The organism is Bacillus sp. 17RED48, assembly GCF_019837545.1.
In the GTDB taxonomy this organism is placed as follows: domain Bacteria; phylum Bacillota; class Bacilli; order Bacillales; family Bacillaceae_G; genus Bacillus_A; species Bacillus_A wiedmannii.
On sequence record NZ_JADAXG010000001.1, the window covers coordinates 40,740 to 63,785 of the forward strand.

21 protein-coding genes are annotated in these 23,046 nt (G+C 33.7%); 13 read left to right on the top strand and 8 right to left on the bottom strand.

What is annotated here, in order from left to right:
* Positions 1–99 precede the first annotated feature (99 nt).
* Entirely contained in the window at positions 100–297 is a 198-nt protein-coding gene (locus tag ILT06_RS00200; protein ID WP_064474452.1) for a YjcZ family sporulation protein, read from the top strand.
* A gap of 54 nt (positions 298–351) precedes the next feature.
* Here ILT06_RS00200 and ILT06_RS00205 read toward each other — a convergent pair whose 3' ends face one another.
* The 6 genes from ILT06_RS00205 to ILT06_RS00230 form a co-directional block, all read right to left on the bottom strand.
* Positions 352–2,325: an FtsX-like permease family protein gene (locus tag ILT06_RS00205; protein ID WP_222654757.1), complete on the bottom strand. Its 1,974-nt coding sequence runs from the start codon at positions 2,323–2,325 to the stop codon at positions 352–354.
* The gene (locus ILT06_RS00210) at positions 2,322–3,074 is read right to left on the bottom strand and encodes an ABC transporter ATP-binding protein (protein WP_000393250.1); all 753 of its coding nucleotides are present in this window, start codon (positions 3,072–3,074) and stop codon (positions 2,322–2,324) included. Before ILT06_RS00210 ends, ILT06_RS00205 begins: the two co-directional genes overlap by 4 nt.
* A gap of 20 nt (positions 3,075–3,094) precedes the next feature.
* Complete coding sequence (locus tag ILT06_RS00215; RefSeq protein WP_222654758.1) at positions 3,095–5,050, bottom strand: ABC transporter permease; 1,956 nt, start codon at positions 5,048–5,050, stop codon at positions 3,095–3,097.
* A gap of 68 nt (positions 5,051–5,118) precedes the next feature.
* Positions 5,119–7,098, bottom strand: a complete 1,980-nt coding sequence (locus tag ILT06_RS00220) for an FtsX-like permease family protein (protein WP_064474455.1) — start codon at positions 7,096–7,098, stop codon at positions 5,119–5,121.
* 94 nt (positions 7,099–7,192) lie between these two features.
* Positions 7,193–8,215, bottom strand: a complete 1,023-nt coding sequence (locus ILT06_RS00225) for a sensor histidine kinase (RefSeq protein WP_000765337.1) — start codon at positions 8,213–8,215, stop codon at positions 7,193–7,195.
* 2 nt (positions 8,216–8,217) lie between these two features.
* Positions 8,218–8,913, bottom strand: coding sequence for a response regulator transcription factor (locus ILT06_RS00230; protein WP_000276736.1), 696 nt, complete (start codon positions 8,911–8,913; stop codon positions 8,218–8,220).
* 209 nt (positions 8,914–9,122) lie between these two features.
* On the opposite strand from ILT06_RS00230, the gene ILT06_RS00235 reads away from it, so the two are divergent.
* Together ILT06_RS00235 and ILT06_RS00240 are read left to right on the top strand one after the other, a co-directional pair.
* Entirely contained in the window at positions 9,123–9,395 is a 273-nt protein-coding gene (locus ILT06_RS00235; protein WP_001070536.1) for an autorepressor SdpR family transcription factor, read from the top strand.
* Positions 9,392–10,030, top strand: coding sequence for an SdpI family protein (locus tag ILT06_RS00240; RefSeq protein ID WP_064474456.1), 639 nt, complete (start codon positions 9,392–9,394; stop codon positions 10,028–10,030). The genes ILT06_RS00235 and ILT06_RS00240 overlap by 4 nt, the downstream gene beginning before the upstream one ends.
* A gap of 42 nt (positions 10,031–10,072) precedes the next feature.
* Here the strand turns inward: ILT06_RS00240 and ILT06_RS00245 are convergent, their stop codons facing one another.
* Positions 10,073–10,945 carry an AraC family transcriptional regulator gene (locus ILT06_RS00245; protein WP_064474457.1) on the bottom strand — a complete coding sequence of 291 codons (873 nt, stop codon included), beginning with the start codon at positions 10,943–10,945 and terminating at the stop codon, positions 10,073–10,075.
* Between the two features lie 306 nt (positions 10,946–11,251).
* Here ILT06_RS00245 and ILT06_RS00250 point away from each other — a divergent pair, with 306 nt between their 5' ends.
* Positions 11,252–12,022, top strand: coding sequence for an ABC transporter ATP-binding protein (locus tag ILT06_RS00250; RefSeq protein WP_000859659.1), 771 nt, complete (start codon positions 11,252–11,254; stop codon positions 12,020–12,022).
* Positions 12,009–13,958 (top strand): ABC transporter permease, encoded by a 1,950-nt coding sequence (locus ILT06_RS00255; RefSeq protein ID WP_000176143.1) that lies wholly within the window; start codon positions 12,009–12,011, stop codon positions 13,956–13,958. The genes ILT06_RS00250 and ILT06_RS00255 overlap by 14 nt, the downstream gene beginning before the upstream one ends.
* Positions 13,959–14,025: 67 nt before the next feature.
* Here the strand turns inward: ILT06_RS00255 and ILT06_RS00260 are convergent, their stop codons facing one another.
* Entirely contained in the window at positions 14,026–14,484 is a 459-nt protein-coding gene (locus tag ILT06_RS00260) for a hypothetical protein (RefSeq protein ID WP_001064712.1), read from the bottom strand.
* A 308-nt stretch (positions 14,485–14,792) separates the two neighbouring features.
* Here ILT06_RS00260 and ILT06_RS00265 point away from each other — a divergent pair, with 308 nt between their 5' ends.
* The 8 genes from ILT06_RS00265 (at position 14,793) to ILT06_RS00300 (ending at position 23,044) form a co-directional block, all read left to right on the top strand.
* Positions 14,793–15,371, top strand: coding sequence for a class I SAM-dependent methyltransferase (locus ILT06_RS00265; RefSeq protein ID WP_001176096.1), 579 nt, complete (start codon positions 14,793–14,795; stop codon positions 15,369–15,371).
* On the top strand, positions 15,371–15,985 hold the full coding sequence (locus tag ILT06_RS00270; RefSeq protein ID WP_000418951.1) for a DedA family protein: 615 nt from the start codon (positions 15,371–15,373) through the stop codon (positions 15,983–15,985). Before ILT06_RS00265 ends, ILT06_RS00270 begins: the two co-directional genes overlap by 1 nt.
* A gap of 28 nt (positions 15,986–16,013) precedes the next feature.
* Complete coding sequence (locus ILT06_RS00275) at positions 16,014–16,715, top strand: response regulator transcription factor (protein ID WP_000033681.1); 702 nt, start codon at positions 16,014–16,016, stop codon at positions 16,713–16,715.
* Positions 16,699–18,207, top strand: a complete 1,509-nt coding sequence (locus ILT06_RS00280) for a sensor histidine kinase (RefSeq protein ID WP_001225801.1) — start codon at positions 16,699–16,701, stop codon at positions 18,205–18,207. Before ILT06_RS00275 ends, ILT06_RS00280 begins: the two co-directional genes overlap by 17 nt.
* 112 nt (positions 18,208–18,319) lie before the next feature.
* Positions 18,320–18,685: a YxeA family protein gene (locus ILT06_RS00285; RefSeq protein WP_064474459.1), complete on the top strand. Its 366-nt coding sequence runs from the start codon at positions 18,320–18,322 to the stop codon at positions 18,683–18,685.
* A 200-nt stretch (positions 18,686–18,885) separates the two neighbouring features.
* The gene (gene mreC, locus ILT06_RS00290) at positions 18,886–19,647 is read left to right on the top strand and encodes a rod shape-determining protein MreC (RefSeq protein WP_154131507.1); all 762 of its coding nucleotides are present in this window, start codon (positions 18,886–18,888) and stop codon (positions 19,645–19,647) included.
* A 629-nt stretch (positions 19,648–20,276) separates the two neighbouring features.
* The gene (locus ILT06_RS00295; protein ID WP_222654759.1) at positions 20,277–22,139 is read left to right on the top strand and encodes an FtsX-like permease family protein; all 1,863 of its coding nucleotides are present in this window, start codon (positions 20,277–20,279) and stop codon (positions 22,137–22,139) included.
* An 83-nt stretch (positions 22,140–22,222) separates the two neighbouring features.
* A complete protein-coding gene (locus ILT06_RS00300) occupies positions 22,223–23,044 on the top strand; it encodes a peptidoglycan-N-acetylglucosamine deacetylase (protein WP_088047684.1) in 822 nt (273 codons plus the stop codon).
* The last annotated feature ends 2 nt before the right edge of the window (positions 23,045–23,046 follow it).

The window sequence follows — 23,046 nt, forward strand, 5'->3', positions numbered from 1 at the left end:
CAAGCTTCCTATTCGCCCTGAAAACATACTATAAATGGAATCCCCTCATTTAGAGCAAGGTGAACTTGTTATGAATGATACTAAAGGAGGAATAGAGTAATGAGCGAAAAGTGTGAACACAGACATGATGATTGTAACCGCAGAAACCATGGTTGCGGAGGCGGTTTTGCGCTTCTAATCGTATTGTTTATTTTATTAATTATCATCGGTGCTAGCTGCTTCGGCGGAGGCGGAGGCGGTTGTGGTTATGGTGGTTACGGCGGTTACGCAGGCGGCTATGGTGGATATTGCTGCTAATTTTTTAAAAACTATTGAAAATGGCCTTGTGCAATACGCACAAGGCCATTTTATTCATATTTTTATATGCTGTGATAATTTATTAATGTACAGAGAACGGATTAAGAAGAAGAAAATAATCTCGATAATCCCGAAAAAGGTGAGTACGATACATGTCTCTTTTAGTAAGGAGAAAGAAAACATGCTTTGTAAAAACTTAACCGCAAATAACGTGTGAACACCAGCAACGATATACGGAACAAAAAATAAAATTCCTAATTGAATGGTTGCAGAGCGAAACATTTCTAATTCAGTTAAGCCAAGCTTTGTAATCGTAATATACTTTTGTTTTTCAGTTGTTAAGTCATTATACATACGGAAATATAAGACACTAGCCGCACCGATAAAGAAGATAAAACCAAGAAATGCCCAAATAAAGAATTGAGCAACTGCATTTCCTTTACCGTAAATGAGTTCATCCGTAGCCGTATGTATGAAGAAAGGAACTTGAGCGTTCTCTTCTGTATGCTTTTCGTAGAACGCACGTGCATCACCACTAATAACGCGTAACATATTTCTGGTTGGAACTATTGCATTTTCCCAGTTTTCTACGAAGTAGTTATAGATTACGGTTGTTTCAATATGAGGAATCATATTATCAAATACATAATCTTGTACGACAGCTAAATGTGGGAATGCAAAGGATGGTTCTATTCCCTTATTAATAAACCCTTTAATATGAAATTCTTTTTTATTAGATCCGAGTGTAATCGTATTTTGCTTTGCAAATGGATTAGATACGAGATCGAGAAGTTCTGGTGAGTGGCGAGAAATAATATACACTTCTGTAGAATCGATTGTTATTTCCGGTCTTTTCAATTGATGAGCGATTGCGTTATAATCGCTCATCTTCATAAGCATAATATCTTCTTTTGAAGCTGTATCTTTTAAGACTGTAAACTTATATTTGTTGTACTGAAAATTACTAGTTGTAAGCTCCGTTTCAATTGTAGAAATATGCTTTTGCTCAAGGGAATTGTCACCTTCTGATGTATAAGTGAAGGGGACGGGATATCGCTCTAGTACTGATGCCTTCGTATTGTTATTAGCGGCGAATAACCCAATAATAATTGTAAATGCAAGTGCAGATAGCATAGAAACGATAAAGAGTACGTTAATATTACTACGGGTACGAGCAACTAAGTCCGAAATCCATAACATATTTATTTGTTTCAAATAAAACTTTCTACGCTTCTTTAAAATATAGATAAAAAGAAGAAATGTTTGTGAAAAGAATAAATATGTCCCGACTACTACGAGTGGTAAAATAGATAACATAATAAAAAAGACAGATCCATTTTGCACATTTTTTTCCGTTACGTAGCCTCGCGGATAACCAGCGATATAATAGCATAGCCCTAAACAAATTAAAGCGAATAAAGAGATGAGTATAGATGGTCTTTTTTCAGCTGGCATTTTCTTGTTCCCTTTAATGAGGTGGGCTGTTTTTCGAGTACGAATAAACATTGGTGTAAACGTAGAAACGATTAAAAATAAAATGATAAACGTTACGGTTGTAACGATAATCGCCTCTGTTGGCCAATATAAATAAAGGCCTTTCGCACTTGTTAATTTCGAAGTGACTAATAAGAAAAAGTTAGAAAACACGAGGCCACCTTGTATACCGATAAAGATGGACAATATCCCGATCATCATGTTTTCAGTAAATAACAGTCTTTTTAATTGTCTCTGTGAGATACCGAGAATTGTGAGTATCCCGAATTGCTGCTTCCGTACATTTAAAAATGTTCCAATTGAATATAAGAGAAAGAAGAACGAGAACATAACAATCACAAGCTGTGCCGTACTAGCTAAGTTCATTAGAGGATCACGTTCTTGAAAGCTTTGTACACTCTGTAACCGCGGGTGATACGCGTATACAGTAAATGAAAAGAAAACCATGATAGAAAACGCACTACTTACAAAGTAGGCGAAATATGCTTTCGAATTACGCGAGACATTTTTAAATGCGAATTGCCAAAATGTCATCCACGTCTCCCTCCTAATAATGCTAAAACATCTAATATTTCTTGATAAAATTTCTCGCGATATAGTCCGCGGTGTAGTTCGTTGTAAAGCTCACCATCTTTAATGAAAATGACGCGGTTACAATAACTTGCTGCAAATGGATCGTGCGTAACCATTAAAATTGTTGCATCTTCTTCTTTATTTAACTTCGTAAATAACTCCATTACATCGATCGCTGCTTTCGAATCTAAGTTTCCTGTTGGTTCATCGGCAAGTAGAAGTGACGGATGATGAATAACAGCACGTGCTACTGCGGTACGCTGTGCTTGGCCCCCAGAAACTTCAAAAATACGTTTGTCTAAAATATGATCAATGCCAAGCTTTTTTGAAATGTTATCAAGCTTTTCGTCCATTTCTTTTAATGGAACATTATCTAATGTTAAAGGTAGTACGATATTTTCACCGATTGTTAGTGTATCTAGTAGGTTAAAGTTTTGGAAAACAAATCCTAACTCTTGTCGGCGGAAAATAGCTAACTTCTCTCTACGAAATGTGTGTGGTTTTTTTCCGTTAATCACGACATCACCAGAAGTAGGTGAATCAATTGTAGAGATAACGTTTAAAAATGTAGATTTACCACTACCAGATGGTCCCATGATAGCGACAAATTCTCCTTTATCTACATGTAAATTTATATTTTTTAAAGCAGTATGAGGGACTTTTCCTTCATACACTTTTGAGACGTTTTTTATGTGTAATACTTCTTCCATAGTAATCACCTTTCTATCCTTTAGAACTTAATGTGTTGTGATAATTTTTGCATATAGAAGGAACGAATTAAAAGGAAAAATATAACTTCAACTGTTCCAAAAATCATCAGTACGACTGTAATCTCAGCGAAGAACGAGAGATGTAATATTTCTTGTAGCATCTTTGTCGCAAACATCGTATGAATCGATGCCATAATGTATGGAACAAAGAACAGAATCGCAAGTTGAATGGTAGCAGATCGTTTCATTTCGGCTTCTGTTAAACCGATTTTTGTAATCGTTACATACTTTTCTTGCTCATTTGTTAAATCTGTATACATCCTGAAGTAAAGAACACTACCAGCACCAATAAAGAAAATAACACCTAAGAAAGTACCAATTAAGAAGAACGAAGCGACATTTAGTTTAGTTGTGTATAGAGAATCGCTTGCTTCACTTGCATGGAATGGTGGGTGCTCAGCTTTGATCGTTTCATTATCATTAATAATTTTTGTTATAAATTCCGAACCGATGTTATGTGCTTTTTCCCATTCGTTAACTTTAAAGCTATATACACTCATCTGTTTTGAAGCTGATGATAATGCCTCTACATTTGCATCAGATAATACGAGTAATGTTGAGATTAAGCTGTTTGGGAAAGGATTATAATTTTTATATTCTTTCACTTGGAGCTGTAGGCTGTTTTGAGTAAGTGTAAGAATATCTTTCCGTTCTGTATCATAAATTGTGCCAATGAATTGATCATCTATGTCTTTTATAAGGATATAAGATTCATTATTTTTCACGTTGAGATGTTCCCAATTTAACGCCTTAGCAAGTATATTGTAATCACTTTGTTTAATTGCATAATAGAGCTTTGGGTTTTCTTCAGCCGAAGATACTTCATATATATCCGTTTTAAGTTTTTTATAAGTAAAGTGCTCTTCATTAAATTTTTGTTCTAACCAATTTAAATGTTCATCCGCTAACGTATTTTCAGTATGTGATAAATACGTAAAAGGGAAAGGGTTTTGTCTTATTGCATCAAACTTTGTAAATTTCCCAAAACCGTATAAGAATGTAATCATAGTAAAAGCGAGTGTTGATAGCATCGCTACAATAAAGAGCATGTTAATGTTTGTCCGAATGCGCGCTGCTAAATCAGAAATCCAAAGCATATTCGTACGCTTCATATAAAATGTTCTTCGCGTTTTTAATATACGAATGAGTAAAAAACTAATTTGTGAAAAGAAAAAATATGTTCCAGCTGCAACAAGTGAAGGAATGACGAATATGCTAGAGACGGCATATAGGATTCCAATCATATCACCTAGGGACATAAAATATAACGGATTTGCTGCTAATACATATCCAGTTATTAAACATGTCGTACCAAATAGAGAGATGAGCACGGATGCTTTTCTTTCTTTTTGCTTTGTTCCTTCTTTTAAAAGACGTACAGCCTTTCTCGTCCGAATGAGCATCGGCGTAAAAGATGAAACGAGAATGAAGAGTCCAAGAAAGATGATCGTAGTTAAAATAATAGCACTCGTCGGCCAATATAAATATAAACCAGGTACATGTGTAATTTTGGCGGTAACTAATAGAAAGAACTGTGAAAAGACAAGTCCAAGTTGAATGCCGAAAAATATGGAAAGAACACCAATTAGCATGTTTTCTAGAAATACGAGTCTTTTTAATTGCTTTTGAGATATGCCAAGTACTGTTAAAATCCCAAATTGCTTTTTTCGTACTTTTAAGAAAGTACCGATTGAATATAGTAAAAAGAAAAACGAAAAGAATACAATGACAACTTCTGAAATTGTCATTAATATGTTCAGAGCAACATTTACGTCTGTCATATGCAATTTAGGATGAAATAAATAAACTGCAAATGAGAAAAAAATAGCAATGGAAAACGCACTGCTTACAAAATAGGCGAAATAAGCTCTGGCGTTCCGAGTAACGTTTTTAAATGCAAACTGCCAAAATGTCATTCACCTAAGCCTCCTAATAAAGTGAAGATGAAAAAAGTATGAAAGATACTCTTTTCATCACGTTTGTTTTAAATAATTTGTCCATTCGTATACTGTGATAATTTTTGCATGTAAAGTGAACGAATGAATAAGAAAAATACAACTTCAACGAATCCAAAAATAATAAGAACGGCTGAAACTTCTTTGAACAAAGATAAACCAATTACATCTTGTAGCATTTTCGTTGCAAACATTGTATGAATGGATGCCATAATGTAAGGAACGAAAAATAAAATACTAAGCTGAATGGTCGCAGATCGTTTCATCTCTTCATCTGTCACACCGATCTTAGAAATTGTTATATACTTCTCTTGTTCATTCGTCAAATCTGTATACATTCTAAAGTAAAGAACACTACCAGCTCCAATGAAGAAAATAACTCCTAAAAATGTCCCGATTAGGAAGAATGCGGCACTACCAGACGTTATTTTATATAACGTTCCTGCTGATTCAAAGGATCGAATAAGAGGTCCTTCATAATGGGAGTTATTTCGATCTTTTTGCACTTTTTCTATAAAATCATCAGCTATTTTATATGTCTGTTCCCAGTTTTGAATTTTGTAATTGTATGCTGATATATGCTTTACCGTGTTAGGTAAGTTATTTACGTGAATATCAGGCAAAACTATCGTTTGATATGAAAAGTCAGATGGAATCGCATTAACATGTTCATAGCCTTTTACTTTTAATTTCGTATTTGTACTAGAGAGTGTAATGTAATCTCTTTTGTAGCTTTGCTCAAATTCGTTGAATATAGTGATATAAGATGTCCCCGTTAACACGTATGCTTCGTTATTGTCCATAAATAGTTGTTTCATTCGTAAAGAACCCGCAAGTTTGTTATAGTCACTTTGCTTAATTGCGTATACGTCATTATAAATAGCTACACCTTTATCTTCTTCTAGTGGTGTTTCATATATATCAGTTTTGATTTTCTCATAAGGAAAATGCTCTTTTTGTAATTGGTGTTCAAGCCAATTTAAATGCTCAGTAACAAAAGGATTTGCATCATAAGAAAAATAAGAAATTGGGAAAGGAGAAATTCTATTAACTTCTAGCTTAACAAATTTCCCGAATCCATATAGGAACGTTATCATTGTGAAAGCAATAGTAGAGAGCATTGCTACAATAAAAAGCATATTAATATTCGTTCGAATACGGCTTGCTAAATCAGAAATCCAAAGCATATTAACCCGTTTCATATAAAACTTTCTTCTCGTTTTTAAAATGTAAATAAGTAAAAAACTAATTTGTGAAAAGAAAAAATATGTCCCAATTGTAACAAGCGTTGGGATAACAAAAATACTTGAAACCATATATATAACACCTATTTGCGGGCTTACTGATACGAAATATTTAGGATTTCCAGCTAAAGCATAACCACCTAATAAACAAATCGCACCAAATAAGGAAACAAGTATGGACGGTTTTTTTTCTTTTTGTTTTCCGTCATTTGTTTTTAAAAGGCGTACCGCTTTTTTTGTACGAATAAGCATTGGTGTGAATGTAGATACAATGATAAAAAGACTAAGGAAGACGATAGTCGTTAAAATAAAGGCGTTAATAGGCAAGTATAAATATATGCCTGGGACGTGCGTAATTTTTGCTGTGACTAATAAGAAAAATTGTGAAAATACAAGTCCAAACTGCATACCGAAAAAGATAGATAAAATACCGATTAACATATTTTCCATAAAAACGAGACGATGTAATTGCTTTCTCGATATACCTAAAACGGTCAAAACTCCGAATTGTTTTTTTCTAACTTTTAAAAAAGTACCAATGGAATATAGTAAAAAGAAGAAAGAGAAAAATACAATTACAACTTCTGAAAATATCATTAATCCTGAAATTTCAGCGTTCATGCTAAAGTTTTGTAATTTTGGATGGAATAAGTAAACAGCAAACGAAAAGAAAACAGCAATTGAAAAGGAACTGCTGACGAAATAAGCAAAATAAGCTCTGGAATTACGCGTTACATTTTTAAAGGCAAACTGCCAAAATGTCATAATATGTACCTCCCGCTAGAAGGCAAATATGTAGTTTTATTGCAAAAAATGTATGAGAGTGCGTTCTCATACATTTTGCTAGCATATGTTCCGATCATGCTTCGGTCACCTTCTCTGTATGCTCTGCTTGATTATTTGCAGCGTTGTGGAAGATGATTTTAATCGTCGTTCCTTTACCAACTTCAGAGTCTAGTTTCACAGAGTGACCTAAATAATCACAAATTTTACTTACAATATAAAGTCCCATACCAGTAGATTCTCCGAATGCGCGACCATTTTTTCCAGTGTAAAAAGGTTCAAATACTCTTCGAATATCTTCTTGTGGGATACCAACACCTTCATCACGAACTTCTAAAATAATATCTTTTCCGTTTCGGTAAGCAGATAAGAAAACTTTCTTTCCGCGCTCACCAGAGTAACGAACGGCATTTGTCATTAACTGATAAATAATGAATTTTAGCCATTTCGCATCAGAAGCAACTTTTAAATCGGAATGAACTTCTAAAACAGGGAAGACTCCGTTTCGAATGAATAGTTCTTTTAATCCGTTAATATTTTTTGTTACCGCATCTTTTAATGAAATCGTCTCAACATGGAAATCTTCATGGAAGTTATTTAATCTTGCCATATATAAAGCCATATCGAGTCCTTGATTTAATCGTTCTAATTCTTTTTTGAATTTCGGAATCAAGTGTTCATCTTCCATTTCTAGCACCATAAGTTGCATAACAGAAACAGGTGTCTTCATTTGATGCACCCAGTGATTAATAAATAATTGATGTTCTTGCTGTTTTACTTCATACGATTGTAGTTCTTTTTGGAATAGACGATACTGCGTGCGCACGAGTTCATTTACACCGTGAGGCATCGGAGCAGTTGCTCTTTCAATAAACGCATCTTCCATTTTCTCTGGTTGCTCACTTAATCTATGGTACATTCTACGATTGCGAACGTAACGATAAGCGAGGAAACAAATGAATAAATATAAACTTAAAACGACGAAGTAAAATTTATTATTTTGAAATCCATCTACTGCATCATAAAGAACGAAAATGATACCGAAGTTTAATACGTATAGTAGAAAAAATGCAAAATGATCACGTAAAAATAGCTTCATGCTTATTCACTCCAAGTTGCGTTAAAACGATACCCAAGTCCACGTACTGTTTCAATAGCATTTTCAATACCAAGCTCATTGAACTTTTTACGAAGACGCGTAATGTTTACGTTTAATGTATTTTCTTCAACGAAGCTTTCGTCATCCCATAGGGCAGCTAATAAATCTTCACGGCTCGCTGTACGAGGGAATTTAGATAATAACATTTCTGCTAAAATAGCTTCTTTTTTCGTTAAAAGAACTTGCTCAGCACCGAAATGAATTTCTGGACGTTCCGGGAATAATTTTAGTCCTTCTACTTCAACGATACGTTCAGAAATATTTGGGGCATAATCACCGTAAATACGGCGTAATTGACCTTTAATTTTCGCCATTACAACGTCATAGTGGAATGGTTTTGTAATATAATCATCCGCACCGCTTTCAATCGCCATAATTTGTTCCATCTCACCAGCACGAGCTGAAATGAAAATAATTGGACAAGTAGATTCATGACGAATTTGACGGCACCAGTAGAAACCATCGAATTTCGGTAAGTTTACATCAAGTAAAACAAGGTGTGGTTTCACTGCGTTAAACGATTCCATAATATCATCGAAATTCTCCGCTACCACAGCCTCATAACCGTACTTCTGAATGTGAGATTGCAGTAATGATGAAATATTTGGATCGTCTTCAACGATTAAAATTTTATACATATGTATATTCCTCCTCAAAAAAACAATTGTAGCTATAGTGTATCATGTGTTTCAAGTCTTTTCATTATGTTGAAAGATAAGCTAGTAAACAGTATAGGTCAAAAGCGGAAAAAGTAAAAAAGGCCTCGTATATAATTGACAATTAACTGAAATCATTTTAACATTTAGATAAATATCTAAATGTCTAATTAGTGAAAGGAAGAAAGACATTGAATCAAGCATTCAAAGCATTAGCAGATCCAACAAGGCGAAAAATTTTAGACTTATTAAAAGAAGGCGATCTAACCGCTGGTGAGATTGCTGAACAATTTAATATGACAAAACCAAGTATTTCACACCACTTAAACGCACTGAAAAATGCTGAACTTATTCAAGATGAAAAGAAAGGTCAATTTGTTGTGTACTCTTTAAACACAACTGTCTTTCAAGATTTATTAACGTGGGTGTTTACATTTACGAATAAGGGGGAAGAGGGGAAATGAGGAAGCATATATTTCCGTTACTATTAATTGCTTTAACGATTATTGCATGGTGTGTCGCGTGGCCGCATTTACCAGGTGAAGTTCCGAGCCATTGGAATGTTGCTGGGGAGGTAGATGGACATATGTCTAAAATGGGAGGGATGATTTTTGATGTAGCAATTATGGTTTTTATATATGCTTTATTAACCGTATTGCCTAAGATAGATCCGAAGCATAAAAACTATGATAAGTTTTCTAAAGGATATAATGTAATAAATTATAGCGTATTAATCTTATTATTTTTAGTAAATATCATTGGAATTGGGGCTGGATTAGGTTATGACATTCCAATGAATAGTACACCGCATATTCTTGTTGGTCTTTTATTTATAGTCATCGGCAATTATTTACCACAATGTAAACCAAACTACTTTGTAGGTATAAAAACACCGTGGACGTTAAGTAACGAAGAAGTATGGAGAAAAACGCACCGTTTTAGCGGAAAGGTGTTTGTTGTATTAGGAGTTATTATGATTTTAAGTATTGTTGCACCGGTAGAGTGGAAAGCTTTCCTAATCATTGGCATTATTATCGGTGCAGTAGGATTAACAATGGGATATTCCTACGTCGCTTATAAAAAAGAACTAAAAATATAAATAAAAGCTGCTTTTCCTTTTAAGGAGGAGCAGCTTTATTTTTTATTTCTTCAAAACCGGTATCCAAATTGCACTTTTAAAGTTTGGAGAGGATGTATCTTTCTGTTCATTCCACAATATTTCTGGTCCTTCCGCTAGTTCATAGTTTGAGGAAGGAAACCATTCGGAATAAATGCGTCCCCATACATTTTGTAATGTTTCAGGAAATGGACCGACAGCTTCAAATACGGCCCACGTTGAAGCTGCGACTTCAAGTTGTGCGAATTGCTCTGGACAATCTTTCGTTGAGGCTACTCCAATGTAGTGATCGAGTTCTCCCTTTTCCTCCATTCTTCCTTCAGAAAAGTTAGTAGAAGCACTAATGATTCCATTCGGTTCCATGTTTGAAAGGGACTTTAACGTTTGAATGGACTCTGGATTTAAACTTTTCCACATAGAAGCAATTTCTTCATTTACACCGTTAAATACAATCGGTACGCGTTTTGTAATACCAATAATTCGAAATGGTTCTTTTTTTTCAATTCGATAGTTCATTTCGTTTCCTCCTTGAATCGATAACTGGAAGGTCATTGGTGAATAAGCTTTCAAAGAATGACTACTATTTCGGGCCTCTGAAGGCGTTATGCCGTGCAAGTTTTGAAAGGCACGTGCAAAAGAGTCTGGTGAGTTGTACCCATATTTTATAGCGACATCAATGACTTTTGCATCGCTGTTTTTTAGTTCAAAAGCAGCAAGAGTAAGACGTCTACAGCGAATATATTCTGACAGTGATATGCCAGCTAGGAAAGAAAACATTCTTTTGAAATGATATTCAGAGCAGTAAGCTATTTTTGCGACTTCTTTAAAATCAATTTCATCTGTTAGGGTGTTTTCAATATACTGCATTGCTGCATTCATGTTTTTAAGTGAATCCATACGATGACCTCCTTGTTAAATAGAATAGCAGGAACAAAATAGCTCCATCCGACATTTCATGCACAATTTTGTAGGGTACATTTTTAACCTTACAAAATTGTAATGTTCCTGTAAGGAGAATGAATGGATGGTATGATATCCCAATGTTATAGTAACAAAGTACTTTTGTTCAGTAGGTTAAATTTTTATATCTTTACTTATGCGTCTTACATAACTGTCATGTTTGTGTAAGAAACATCGATAGTGGCAAGAGTAGAGAGTGTATATAGTTGAAAATAGAGAATAGAAGAAATGAGGGATGTCGAGATGAAAACAGTGTTAGAAGCAAAAAATATTGAAAAAGTGTATGACACGGGTGGTAATAAATTTGCAGCGTTAAAAGGTATTAACTTACAAGTAAAAGAAGGTGAGTTCGTTGGAATTATGGGACCTTCTGGTTCGGGTAAGACGACGCTACTAAACGTTCTTTCTACAATTGATAATGCGACGAACGGTGAAATTTTAATTGATGGAAAAGATATCGTGAAGATGAACGATGATAAGTTAGCGTTATTCCGCCGTGATCATTTAGGGTTCATTTTCCAAGATTATAATTTATTAGATACGTTAACGGTAAAAGAGAACATTGCGTTACCTCTTGCGTTATCAAAGGTGAAAGCGAGTGAAATTGATCGCCGCGTTCTTGAAATCTCAAAGAAATTTGGTATTGATCATATTTTAAGTCAGTTCCCATATCAAGTGTCGGGTGGACAGAAGCAGCGCTGCGCAGCATCGCGTGCGATTGTTACAAGTCCTAGTATGATATTTGGTGACGAGCCGACGGGAGCACTTGATTCTAAATCAGCGACAGATTTATTAGAAAGCATGAAGTCGTTAAATGAATATGATAACTCTACAATTTTAATGGTAACACACGATGCGTTTGCCGCAAGTTATTGTAAACGAGTTATTTTCATTAAAGATGGTGAGTTATATAAAGAATTGCACCGCGGTGAATCAACACGTAAACAGTTCTTCCAAAAAGTCGTTGACGTAATGTCTTCCATTTCTGGAGGTATGGCTGATGACCTTATCTAGCATTGCCCTCCGCAACATACAGCGGAACTTTAAAGACTACTTTGTATATTTTGCATCTATGATTTTTAGTATCGTCATTTATTTTACATTTAAGGCGTTGCAGTATAATTCACAAATGGAAAAAGCTGCGGAAGCTTCTAAAAAAATTAGCGGAGCATTTCAAGTTTCAAGTGTGATGCTTATTATTTTCGTGGCAGTGTTCATTATATATTCAAACGGTTTCTTTACACGGAAGCGTAAAAAAGAAGTTGGGCTATATTCCTTATTAGGTATTCGAAAAAGACAAATAGGTAAAATGCTCTTTTATGAAAATATGTTAATGGGATTAATGTCATTAGTAATCGGTATTGCGATCGGTAGCGTTCTTTCAAAACTATTCCTTGAACTACTAATAAATATGATGGGAATAAACTTAAACGTTCATTTTGAAGTACCGATGGCTGCAGTTATTGATACAGCAATTATTTTCTTTGTAATTATTTTGTATACATCACTTCAAGGATATCGTTTAATTTATCGATTTAAGTTAATTGAACTTTTCCGCGCAGAACGTGAAGGAGAGGCAATGCCAAAAGGATCTGTCATTATGGCGTTAATTTCAGTTTTCTTAATCGGCTCAGGTTATTTCTTAGCGTTAATGTTTATGAAGGCAGTTATGTATGCAAACTTTATGGTAGTTGCACTTTATATATTACTTGCAACAGTATTAGGTACGTATTTACTATTTATGTTCTTTACAGTATTCGTATTGAAACGTGCAAGAAATAATAAGTCAGCGTTTTATAATGGTATGAATATGATAACGACTTCACAGTTACTATACCGTATTAAAGGAAATGCAAAGTCACTTGCGACAATTTCTATTTTAAGTGCAGTAACATTAACAGCTGTTGGTACGTCAGTTACGATGTATTACAACACATTTACGCAATCAAAAACATCCATGCCATACAGTTACTCTTATGAGAAAAAAGATGCAGAATTGGATAAGAAAGTAAATGCAATTCTTGTGGAGGAGAAGCAGGATCACCCTGTTAAAGATCAATTTGAAATTGAAACGGTTCCTGTCAAAGGGAAATTCGAAGGAGATAAAGTTGATTTCATTCTTAATATGAATTACACGATTTCAGAGAAATATCAGTTTATATCTCAATCTGAATTCAACAAAATTGCGAAAAAAATTGATGCGGAAACAGTGAATGTAGCTACTGGCGAAGCATTTATATATGATAGTTCTTATATGGAAGGGTATGAGTTTAGCCCTGAATATAAAGGAAATAAAGCGGTATTCCAAATTGGAAATGAAACGAAGACATTGACGATCCAAGGTGTAAATAATACTGCAATTACGAACTTAGGTGAATTAGTTGTTGTCGTTCCAGATGAAATGTATGAACAAGCGAAGCAAGCATTTGGAACACGTGTTGTAAAAAATATTGATGTAAAAGATGAAAGAAACAGTAAAGTATTAACAGAAAAATTAACAAAAGTGATGCCAGCTGGTGAATCAGAAATGGCACCACCATTTAGAGATTTCTACACTGGTTTCCATATGGGACTTGAAGCAACTGGACTAATGATGTTCATCGGACTATTCTTAGGCTTAGTCTTCCTATTAGCGACAGGCTCCATTATTTACTTCAAGCAGCTTACAGAAGCAAGTGCTGACCGTGATCGTTACATTGTCCTTCATAAAGTTGGTGTAACGAAACAAGAGATGAAGAAAGCTATTGCAAAACAAGTGAGCTTTATCTTTGCAATTCCACTAGTAATCGGAATTCTACACAGTTTGTTTGCATTAAAAGGTTTAGGAAACATACTACCATTTGAAATTATGGTTCCGCTTCTAATTAGTATCGGAGTATATAGCGTTATTTATATCGGATATTACTTCTTAACAGTTCGTTCTTATTATAAGATTGTGAGTGCGAAGTAATGCAAGAGTTGTTTTTATCTTAGTAAAAAAGCATCCGACTAACATGTTAGTCGGATGCTTTTTTTGTCTATACGTGAGCTTTATTTTCGTCCGAACTATCAAACATGTCCATTACTTTAAAAATACCTTCCAATAGCAAGGTACATAAAATAGCGAAAATTAATACGGCATGAGGTGATAATTCAACTGATGTGAAGTTAAGGTCTGCCAACCAAAAGTAACCTACATAAAAACTTAAAAATGTGCTAACAGCCGAAAGTGTAAATCCTAAAAATCCTAATTCCTTTAATTTTTCCTCAGATAATTTACATAAACGTAAAACAATAGAGAAGAGAATTCCTACTATGAAAAATCCCATACATAATGCGAACAATGATATTATGCTTGGATACTTAACTTCATCGGGCATCCACTTTTTCATTCCCACTATTAAAAAGGTAGGGACAAGAATAGGTAATAAAAGTGGTAGCACTATTTGTATAGCTGCAAATAATGCATTTGATTTATTATCGTTTTGATTATTCATAAAGCCTCCAAAAATGATTTCTATACTAATTCCAAATATCTTAGAGGATTTTAACATAAAAATAGTAACTTCGCTATACAAAATCGGAGTAGGATCATGATCATTCATGGTAAATAAACAAGCTGACTTATTTGTATATGTTTGATTCGCTTATCTTTGGAATTCAATTTTTTATGTTTGTTTATAGTAAAGATGAAAATTTCCTTCATCTTCATAAAATCTTAAGAAATCTCCTCAATATTTGTTAAGAAACGATAGTTATACTTAAACACAAGTTAAAAACTATTGAACGAATGGAGAGAGAGTATATGCAGCTCATAACATTCTTAACTGAATTTATAAAACATCCGAAACATATTGGTGCGGTTGTACCGAGCTCAAAAATATTAGCAAGGAAAATGGTAGATGTAATTGATTTTAATAGAGCGAAATGTATTGTAGAGCTAGGGCCTGGTACAGGAGCTTTTACGAAAGAGATTATGAAGAGAAAGAAGAAGGAGACAATATTTCTTCTTGTTGAAATTAATGAAGTATTTTTTAAAGAGTTAAAGAGAAAATTTAAAGATGAGCAGAACGTGATTGTTATACACGGTTCAGCTGAAAATATAAAGAAGTATATGGAACAATTAAATATAGAATGTATTGATTACGTCTTATCAGGATTGCCTTTCACTTCTTTACGAGAAGAGGTTTCAAAGCGCATTTTAAACAGTGTAATGGAAACGATACATGAGAACGGGGAATTTATTACATTTCAATATTCACTTGTGAAAAAAGGATTTATACAGAATTTCTTTCCTGAAATTACACTAGAAAAGGTGTGGCTTAATTTCCCACCAGCTTACGTCTTTAGTTGTAGAAAAGAGCTAAGGAGAGCATATGCATAATGGAGTTACATGAATTAATGTCATACATTGAGCAGTATGGTTATTGGGCACTATTTTTTTGTTTATGGCTTGGTATTATCGGTATGCCGATTCCAGATGAAATGATTGTCATGAGCGGTGGATTTGTATCATCAATGGGGATATTAAGTATGATTCCAGCCTTTTTATTAACGTATTTAGGTGTTGTATCAGGTCTTTCTTTAGGGTATATACTAGGGAAAATATTTGGCATAAAAGTGCTTAATAAATTGATGAAAAAGAAAAAGGCAAAGTACCTTTTAAAATCACAAGAAATAGTAGGGAAATATGGTCATTATGCATTAGTAATAAGTTATTTTATCCCCGTTGTGAGACATATCGTACCGTATTTGGTTGGAATGAATAATATGTCATTTAAAACGTATGCATTGTATTCCTATATGGCAGGACTTGTTTGGACGCTAGCTTATTTTATGCTGGGCTCTCTATTCGGAAAACAGATAGAAACGATTGTAGCACTTGCGACGAAATATGGGATGTATTTAGGCGGGGGCATTATGATCATTACTATCATTTCTTATGTGTACATTCAAAAGAGGAATGCAGTAGTGAGTGAAATAAAGCAACATTCATAGTTTGGTAAATGATGCTGGAGGAGATTTTGTGAGTAAAGGAACGATACTTATCGTGGACGATGAGAAGGAAATTAGAAAACTTATCACTATCTATTTGAAGAATGAAGGTTACGAAGTATTACAAGCTGGAGATGGTGAAGAGGGTTTAGAAATAGTAAAGAAAAGAGACGTGCATCTAATCGTCCTTGATATTATGATGCCGAAAATAGATGGTATTCATATGTGTATGAAAGTGAGAGAAATAGCGGAAATGCCTATTATTATGCTTTCGGCAAAAACGCAAGATATGGACAAGATTTTAGGATTAACAACTGGGGCAGATGATTACGTAGCCAAACCATTTAATCCACTGGAACTCATTGCTCGTATTAAATCACAACTTCGGAGATATATGAAAATGAGCGGGACAAGTGTACAGGATGAAAATGAAATAGAAATTGGAGATATGAAAATTAATATAGTAACACGGCAGGTCATTATTGCAAATAAAGAGGCGAAATTGACACCGAGAGAGTTTGAGGTATTAGAATTGCTTGCACGAAATCAAGGAATGGTATTAAATGCAGCACAAATTTATGAAAGAGTATGGAAAGAGCAAGCTTTCCAATCCGATAATACTGTGATGGTACATATTCGGAAAATACGTGAAAAGATAGAGGCGATTCCAAGGAAGCCTCGGTACATTAAAACGGTATGGGGAGTTGGCTATAAGATTGAGAAAGATATTTGAACCGATAATATGGATGAATCAAGTTTTTAAAAAAATGATAGGTAAAATAGTGAGTTATTTGGAAAAGAGCATACGGATACAGCTAATGGCTACATTTACTTTTTGTACGTTACTCGGGGTATTAGTAGGATGGTCTTCATCTTCTTTTTTCGAGGATGCGAATAAAATTTCTATCATTGATTATGCATCAGGTATGGAAGCCATTGATGGACAGACACAAAGGCTTGTTGAAAGTATAACCGAGGAAGGTAAGGAAATTAATATACAAGAATTGCTTGATCAATTGAATCACCAAAATCAACTGAAGATTTTAATAATAGATGAGAATGGGAAAGTCGTTTATAAAACAAAGGGAGCGCCGGAAGAACAAATCAATCTTCATGAGACGATGCGTAATGTGATGGATTTTAAAATGGATCAAGTACGATATGTAGAGGCGCAAAATTTAATTCAAGATGGAACTGAACAAAAGCGTAAGGAGTTTACAACTTTTTATCCGGTTACTGTTAATACGGAAAATATGTATATCATTGCAAGTGGTATACCACAAGGAAATGTGAAGTATATAGTGAATGATAGCAGCCCATTTCCATCTTTATTAGGTTTTATCACTTTTATACTATCTTTCTTTTATATAACGAAAAGGAAGATGAATCAGATTGAAGCGATGGCAGAAGGAGTAAGGGAGTTTTCGAAAGGTAATTTACAATATAAAATCAAACAGGCAGGTCAAGATGAAATAGGTTTATTAACTTCTAATATTAATCAAATGGCAGAAAAGCTTTTGGCTAATATAGAAAAGGAAAAACAAATAGAGAAGCAAAAAAGTGAATTGATTACAAATGTATCACATGATTTAAGAACCCCACTTACTTCTATTATGGGGTATTTACGTTTACTAGGTGATGCGAAATATGAAAATAAAGAACAGCATGATGAGTATATAAAAATTGCCTTTTCAAAATCAGAGCAGTTGAAGATGTTAATAGAAGATTTGTTTGAGTATACAAAACTAACAGATGAAAATATGGCGTTAGATTCGCAAGAAGTGTGTATAAATGAACTACTTGATCAATTAATAGAAGAGTTAGTACCACAAGCGGAGGAGCATAATATTTCTTTTGTAAAAGAATTTCAAGAAGATCGTATATATGCTGTTGTGGACTCAGAAAAAATGGTACGTGTGTTTGAAAATCTTTTAATAAATGCAATTAAATACAGTATAGATAAAGCAGAAATTCGGGTTTTACTTCAAAGAGAAGAACAGCATATCAAAATTTCTATAGCGAATCATAGTGAAGAATTTACAAAAATAGAATTAGAGAATTTGTTTGAGCGTTTTTATAAAAAAGATCAATCGAGAAGTAGAGCTGTAGAAGGTTCAGGTTTGGGGCTTGCAATTGCAAAAAGCATTGTTGAATTGCACAAAGGAGAAATTCGAGCAGAATATGAAAATGGGGTTATTCAATTTATTATCTTATTGCCAATTTAATTAGAAGAGCACTAGGAAGTTTGGTTACATTTTAATACGTAATAGCGCCGCGATGGATTTAGAGGAAGTCCTTTAAGTGGAAATATCTGAGAAGAGGAGAATAGAAAGTTTCATGAAAAAAATAAGTGCGTTTATCGTATTAATTATAGTTGGAGTTACATTACTTATAGGAAAGGGGGGACCGATTGTAGATCAACTCAATCCATTTATTAAAGAAGATATTTATTATGCTGTTGTTGATAATGATGGTAAATATGGAGCTGAAAACAAAGGTTTTGCTAGATGGGAATATAAATTCAAAGGATATAATGAATCTGGTCAAGAGCAAAAGATTGCGATGACTGCTTCAAAACATTTAAGAATAGGAGCATATTTAAAGATTAGATCTAAAGGAAGTTATGGTATGGAATGGGAAGAAGTACAAATAGATGAAATACCTAAGAAAGTAAAAGAGAAAGTACAAATACAACATAATTAGTTATAGAAATTATAAGTGGCATTCCATGGATAAGATAACGAGCAAGCTTCGAAGATTGTAGCAGTATATGATAAGTTCTAAATTTTTTATAAAGAAGATAAAGTTTATCTTAACTTTATTTAAACTGCATTTCTTCTGTGTACAATGACTAGTATTCTATAGTATGTAGATAAAAAATAGTAGGGAGTAGCAGGATAATTATGCAGGTTTCTAAGAAGAAAATATTATTATTTCTTTCAATTATTCTTTTGGCTTTATTGATGGTGTATGTATGTGCAAATAATAAGCATGTCCAAAATATTGTTCATAATATAGAAGACATCTATAAAGTATATAGAGAGAATCAGGTATTGAAAGGGAAAATTGAACATCAAGAATCGTTAAAGAGTAAAGTACAAATATTAAGTGAGGAGAAAGAAAACCTTACTAAACTTATCAACAAAACGAAAGAATTAAAGGAACAAGGAAAATACAATTTAATTCAAGCTACAGTAGTAACTCGTGTAGCAGAAGAGTGGTATGGAGAAGTCACTATTGATAGAGGTGCACAACATGGTGTAAAGGTTGATATGGCTGTTATTACAGTGGAAGGTTTTATCGGAAAGGTAGAGAGTGTAGATCAATATACATCTGTTGTGAAATTAATTACGAATGATGAACGAACGAATCGTTTAGCAATCACCCTTCAAAATAATTCATCCATTTTAGGATTTGTTACAGGGTATGATAAGAAAAAACAGGCTCTTCGAATTGATAATATTCCATCAGATAAAGCGAAAGAAATAAAAATAGGTGATAGTATTATTACCTCTGAACTGAGTCAGAAAATACCACCTGGCCTTGAAGTAGCAGAGGTGATAGAGCAAGAACCGGATCAATATGGTCTTGCTTATATTATTTATGCAAAACCAAAGGCGAATTTATATGATTTAGAAGATGTAATTTTAATAGAACCTAAATAATAGTTTTATGTAGTGCCTTTGAGAGGTGAATTAGAAACGAAGAGAATGAACGTAAAATAAAGAGTAAGAGGGATAAGGAAAAGTAAAACGGTACTAAATTTAATAATATATGGTTATATATTTATAATGTTTTTATTTTATCTTTATCTTATCTTTATCTCGGACAATTATAATGAAGAGGTAAACTGATGATAAGTGCAAAGTTATTAAGTATTACAGTGGGGCTTTTTTTTGTACATTTTTAATATTAATTATTTATATAACCTCTTAAATAGGCTAGAAAACCTATATAATATCCTTCGACTTTATATGTGTAAATATATTATTTGAGCGTGAGAATATTGATGTCAAAAGGTATATGAATCGGATTATAAAATGTTTGATTTGCATATTGTAATGTTTTTTTCGGGAGTGTACATTACAAAAATGTAAGAGGAATCAATATTGCTGTTTGTAGGGAAAAGATAAAATGATAGTTAGTGGCTATGAAAATAGCATGATCGCAGCACTAGCCAAATGACAGGAGGCAATATGAAAACTTTAATATTTGAAGAGAACGTTGTACAAAGAGGGTATAGTAAAAAGATGAATGTAGTACACCACACTGTAGAGAAGCGTGGGTGTAGAGTGTGTTATTAAAACTTTCTATTTCTAGTATGAAAAAAATGATAAAGGATTACATCGTTTTACTAATAGGCCTTGTCATCTCAATTTCTATTTTTTATATGTTTCAAACGCTTGCGCTAAATAAAGAGTTTACAATGAATAACAGTATTATTGGTTCAATTGTATTTGTATTTCAAATAGGCTCTGTTTTGGTAGCATTTATTACATTCTTTTATATTTTTTATGCAAACTCTTTTCTACTTTCACTCCGGCGGAAAGAACTTGGCATGTATCTTGTTTTAGGGGCCAAAAAGAGTAAAATCAGCCAACTTTTATTCTTTGAGACATTGTCTATGGGAATGATTTCACTAGCATTAGGTAGTGTATTCGGAGCTATTCTTTCTAATTTTGTTAGCAAATTTTTAACGAAACAATTGGAAATTTCAACGGAAGGTTATCAAGCATTTTATGTTCCTGCATTCAAAATAACATTTATATTCTTTAGTGCGTTATTTCTGCTTACATCCGTTGTAAATGCCATTCGTATAGCACTTAAAACAGAACTAGATTTAATTCGTACAGAGCAGCAAACGGAGCGCATAGGAATGAAAGGACCAGCCACGATATTGTTACTTTTATGTAGTTTGCTAGGACTAGGTGTAGGATATTATTTCGTAATCTTCGTAGGAATAAAAGGTGCTGGCGCCATTATGCTTCCATTATTCACGATTACAATTGGGACATATCTTATATTTATTTCGTTCTTACCTATGATTGTTAATAGGCTAAAGAAAACGCGCTATTTAAATGAGAAGAAATTAAATGCATTTACATTTGCACAATTGCAGTTCCGTGTAAGTAGTTTGGCGAAAATATTAGGAACGGTAACGATGTTAATTGGTCTTGGTGTGGGGGCAATGGCTGGTGGCATGTCTTTACAGAAAAACGTAATCCTTACAGCAGAAAGAATGTCAGGGTATGATATTACAATTCATGATCCAGAAGCAGCGGATTATAAAGCTATGGAAAAAATGAAAATTGTAGATAAAAAACAATATAAATATAAAGTTAATAATGAGGCTGTTTACTATTTAAAAGAAGAATTATTAGAGAATCCGCCACTGTTGTTTGGAAAGAAAGAGACAATACATATTACTGAACAACTTCCATCTTCGAGCTATAGGATGTTTAAGGGAGAGGAAGTTGATCCATCTAGTTCTACGTTACCACTGAATTGGGATAAGAGTATGGATAGTGATTTTAGATCGAATATTACTGTATATAATCGTAAACCTGTCTATATCGTCGACGAAAACCGGTATAAAGCAATTCAAGGTAATGAGCATACGTTTTTTATTGCTAAAATCGATAATATTTTACGGTATAAGACAGAGCTAAAAGAGATGGATAATCGTCAAATCGAAAAAATAGCCGCCGCTATTAATAAGCCTAAGGAAGACGTATATTTACCAACAAACTATAATGATTATGAATCTATGCTTGCCTTTTCAAAAGGAACTTCCTTTATGGGATTCTTTTTAGGTCTTGCTTTTTTAGCTATGATGGCAAGTTGTTTAATGTTTAAGATCCTTTCTGGAGCTACGAAAGATATAGGGCGGTATGAGATGCTTCGGAAAATTGGGGTACGTAAAGAATTACTTATACAATCTATGTATAAAGAATTAGGCATTGTATTTTTATTTCCAGCCATATTGGGTCTTATACACGTTTTAGTAGGAATGAATATATTTACATTTGTTAAGTTTTTTGTAAATCCATATGTGAATATTGGACTTCCGATTTGTATATTTTTAATCATTTACGGTGTCTACTATTTGATCACTGTTCAATTATATAAGAGGATTGTGCTTCCAAAGGAAAAATAGAATGGATGCCGGGGGAAGGGGTAAAAAACTAGAGTAATATTTTTAGTATAAGTAAGTAATGGACGTAGAAAGGAATTAATAAAATGGGGAAACTGTTAAAGGTAAAGAATATAGTTGTAATGATGGTAGCTATAGTTGTAGTGGGAGGGGCTTTTTTTGTATTTCAAGCGATAACTTCACCTGCAAAAGCGATAGCAAATCAAGAGAATCCAGTTCAAAATGCAAATGAACAAATAAAAGTGGAGATGAATAAGGTTGCACCAACGCAATTTAATGGTCAAACTAGGAAAATTGCCTATCTTACTTTTGATGACGGACCAGGAAAATATACGGCACAGTTACTAGACATATTAAAGGAAAATGATGCAAAAGCAACATTTTTTCTAATCGGTCAAAATGTAAAATCATACCCTGATTTAGTAAAACGAGAAGAAGCGGAAGGACACTATGTTGGTATGCATAGTATGACGCACAATAATAGAAAATTATATGCCCAAGGTGGCTACGTAGATGAAATGAAAGAGGATCAAGGCTTAATTGCTAGTATTCTCGGACATGCCCCAAAACTAACACGCCCACCATATGGTTCAAAGCCAGGATTACACGAAGAACTTCGTAATAAAGTTGTAGAAAATGGTCTTAGAGTATGGGATTGGACAATTGATTCATTAGATTGGGAATATAATAGTATACCAATTGATATTGCGAAAGCGAAAATTGTTCAAAATGTACTTGCTAGTGCGACAAATCCCAAAGAAGTTATTTTAATGCACGATATTCATCCGCAATCTATCGCTGCAGTACCGGCTATTATTAAAGGTTTAAAAGAAAAAGGGTATGAATTTGAAGCATATCATGAAGATGATCATTTCCCCTTGAACTTTATGCATGATAAACGAATGTAACA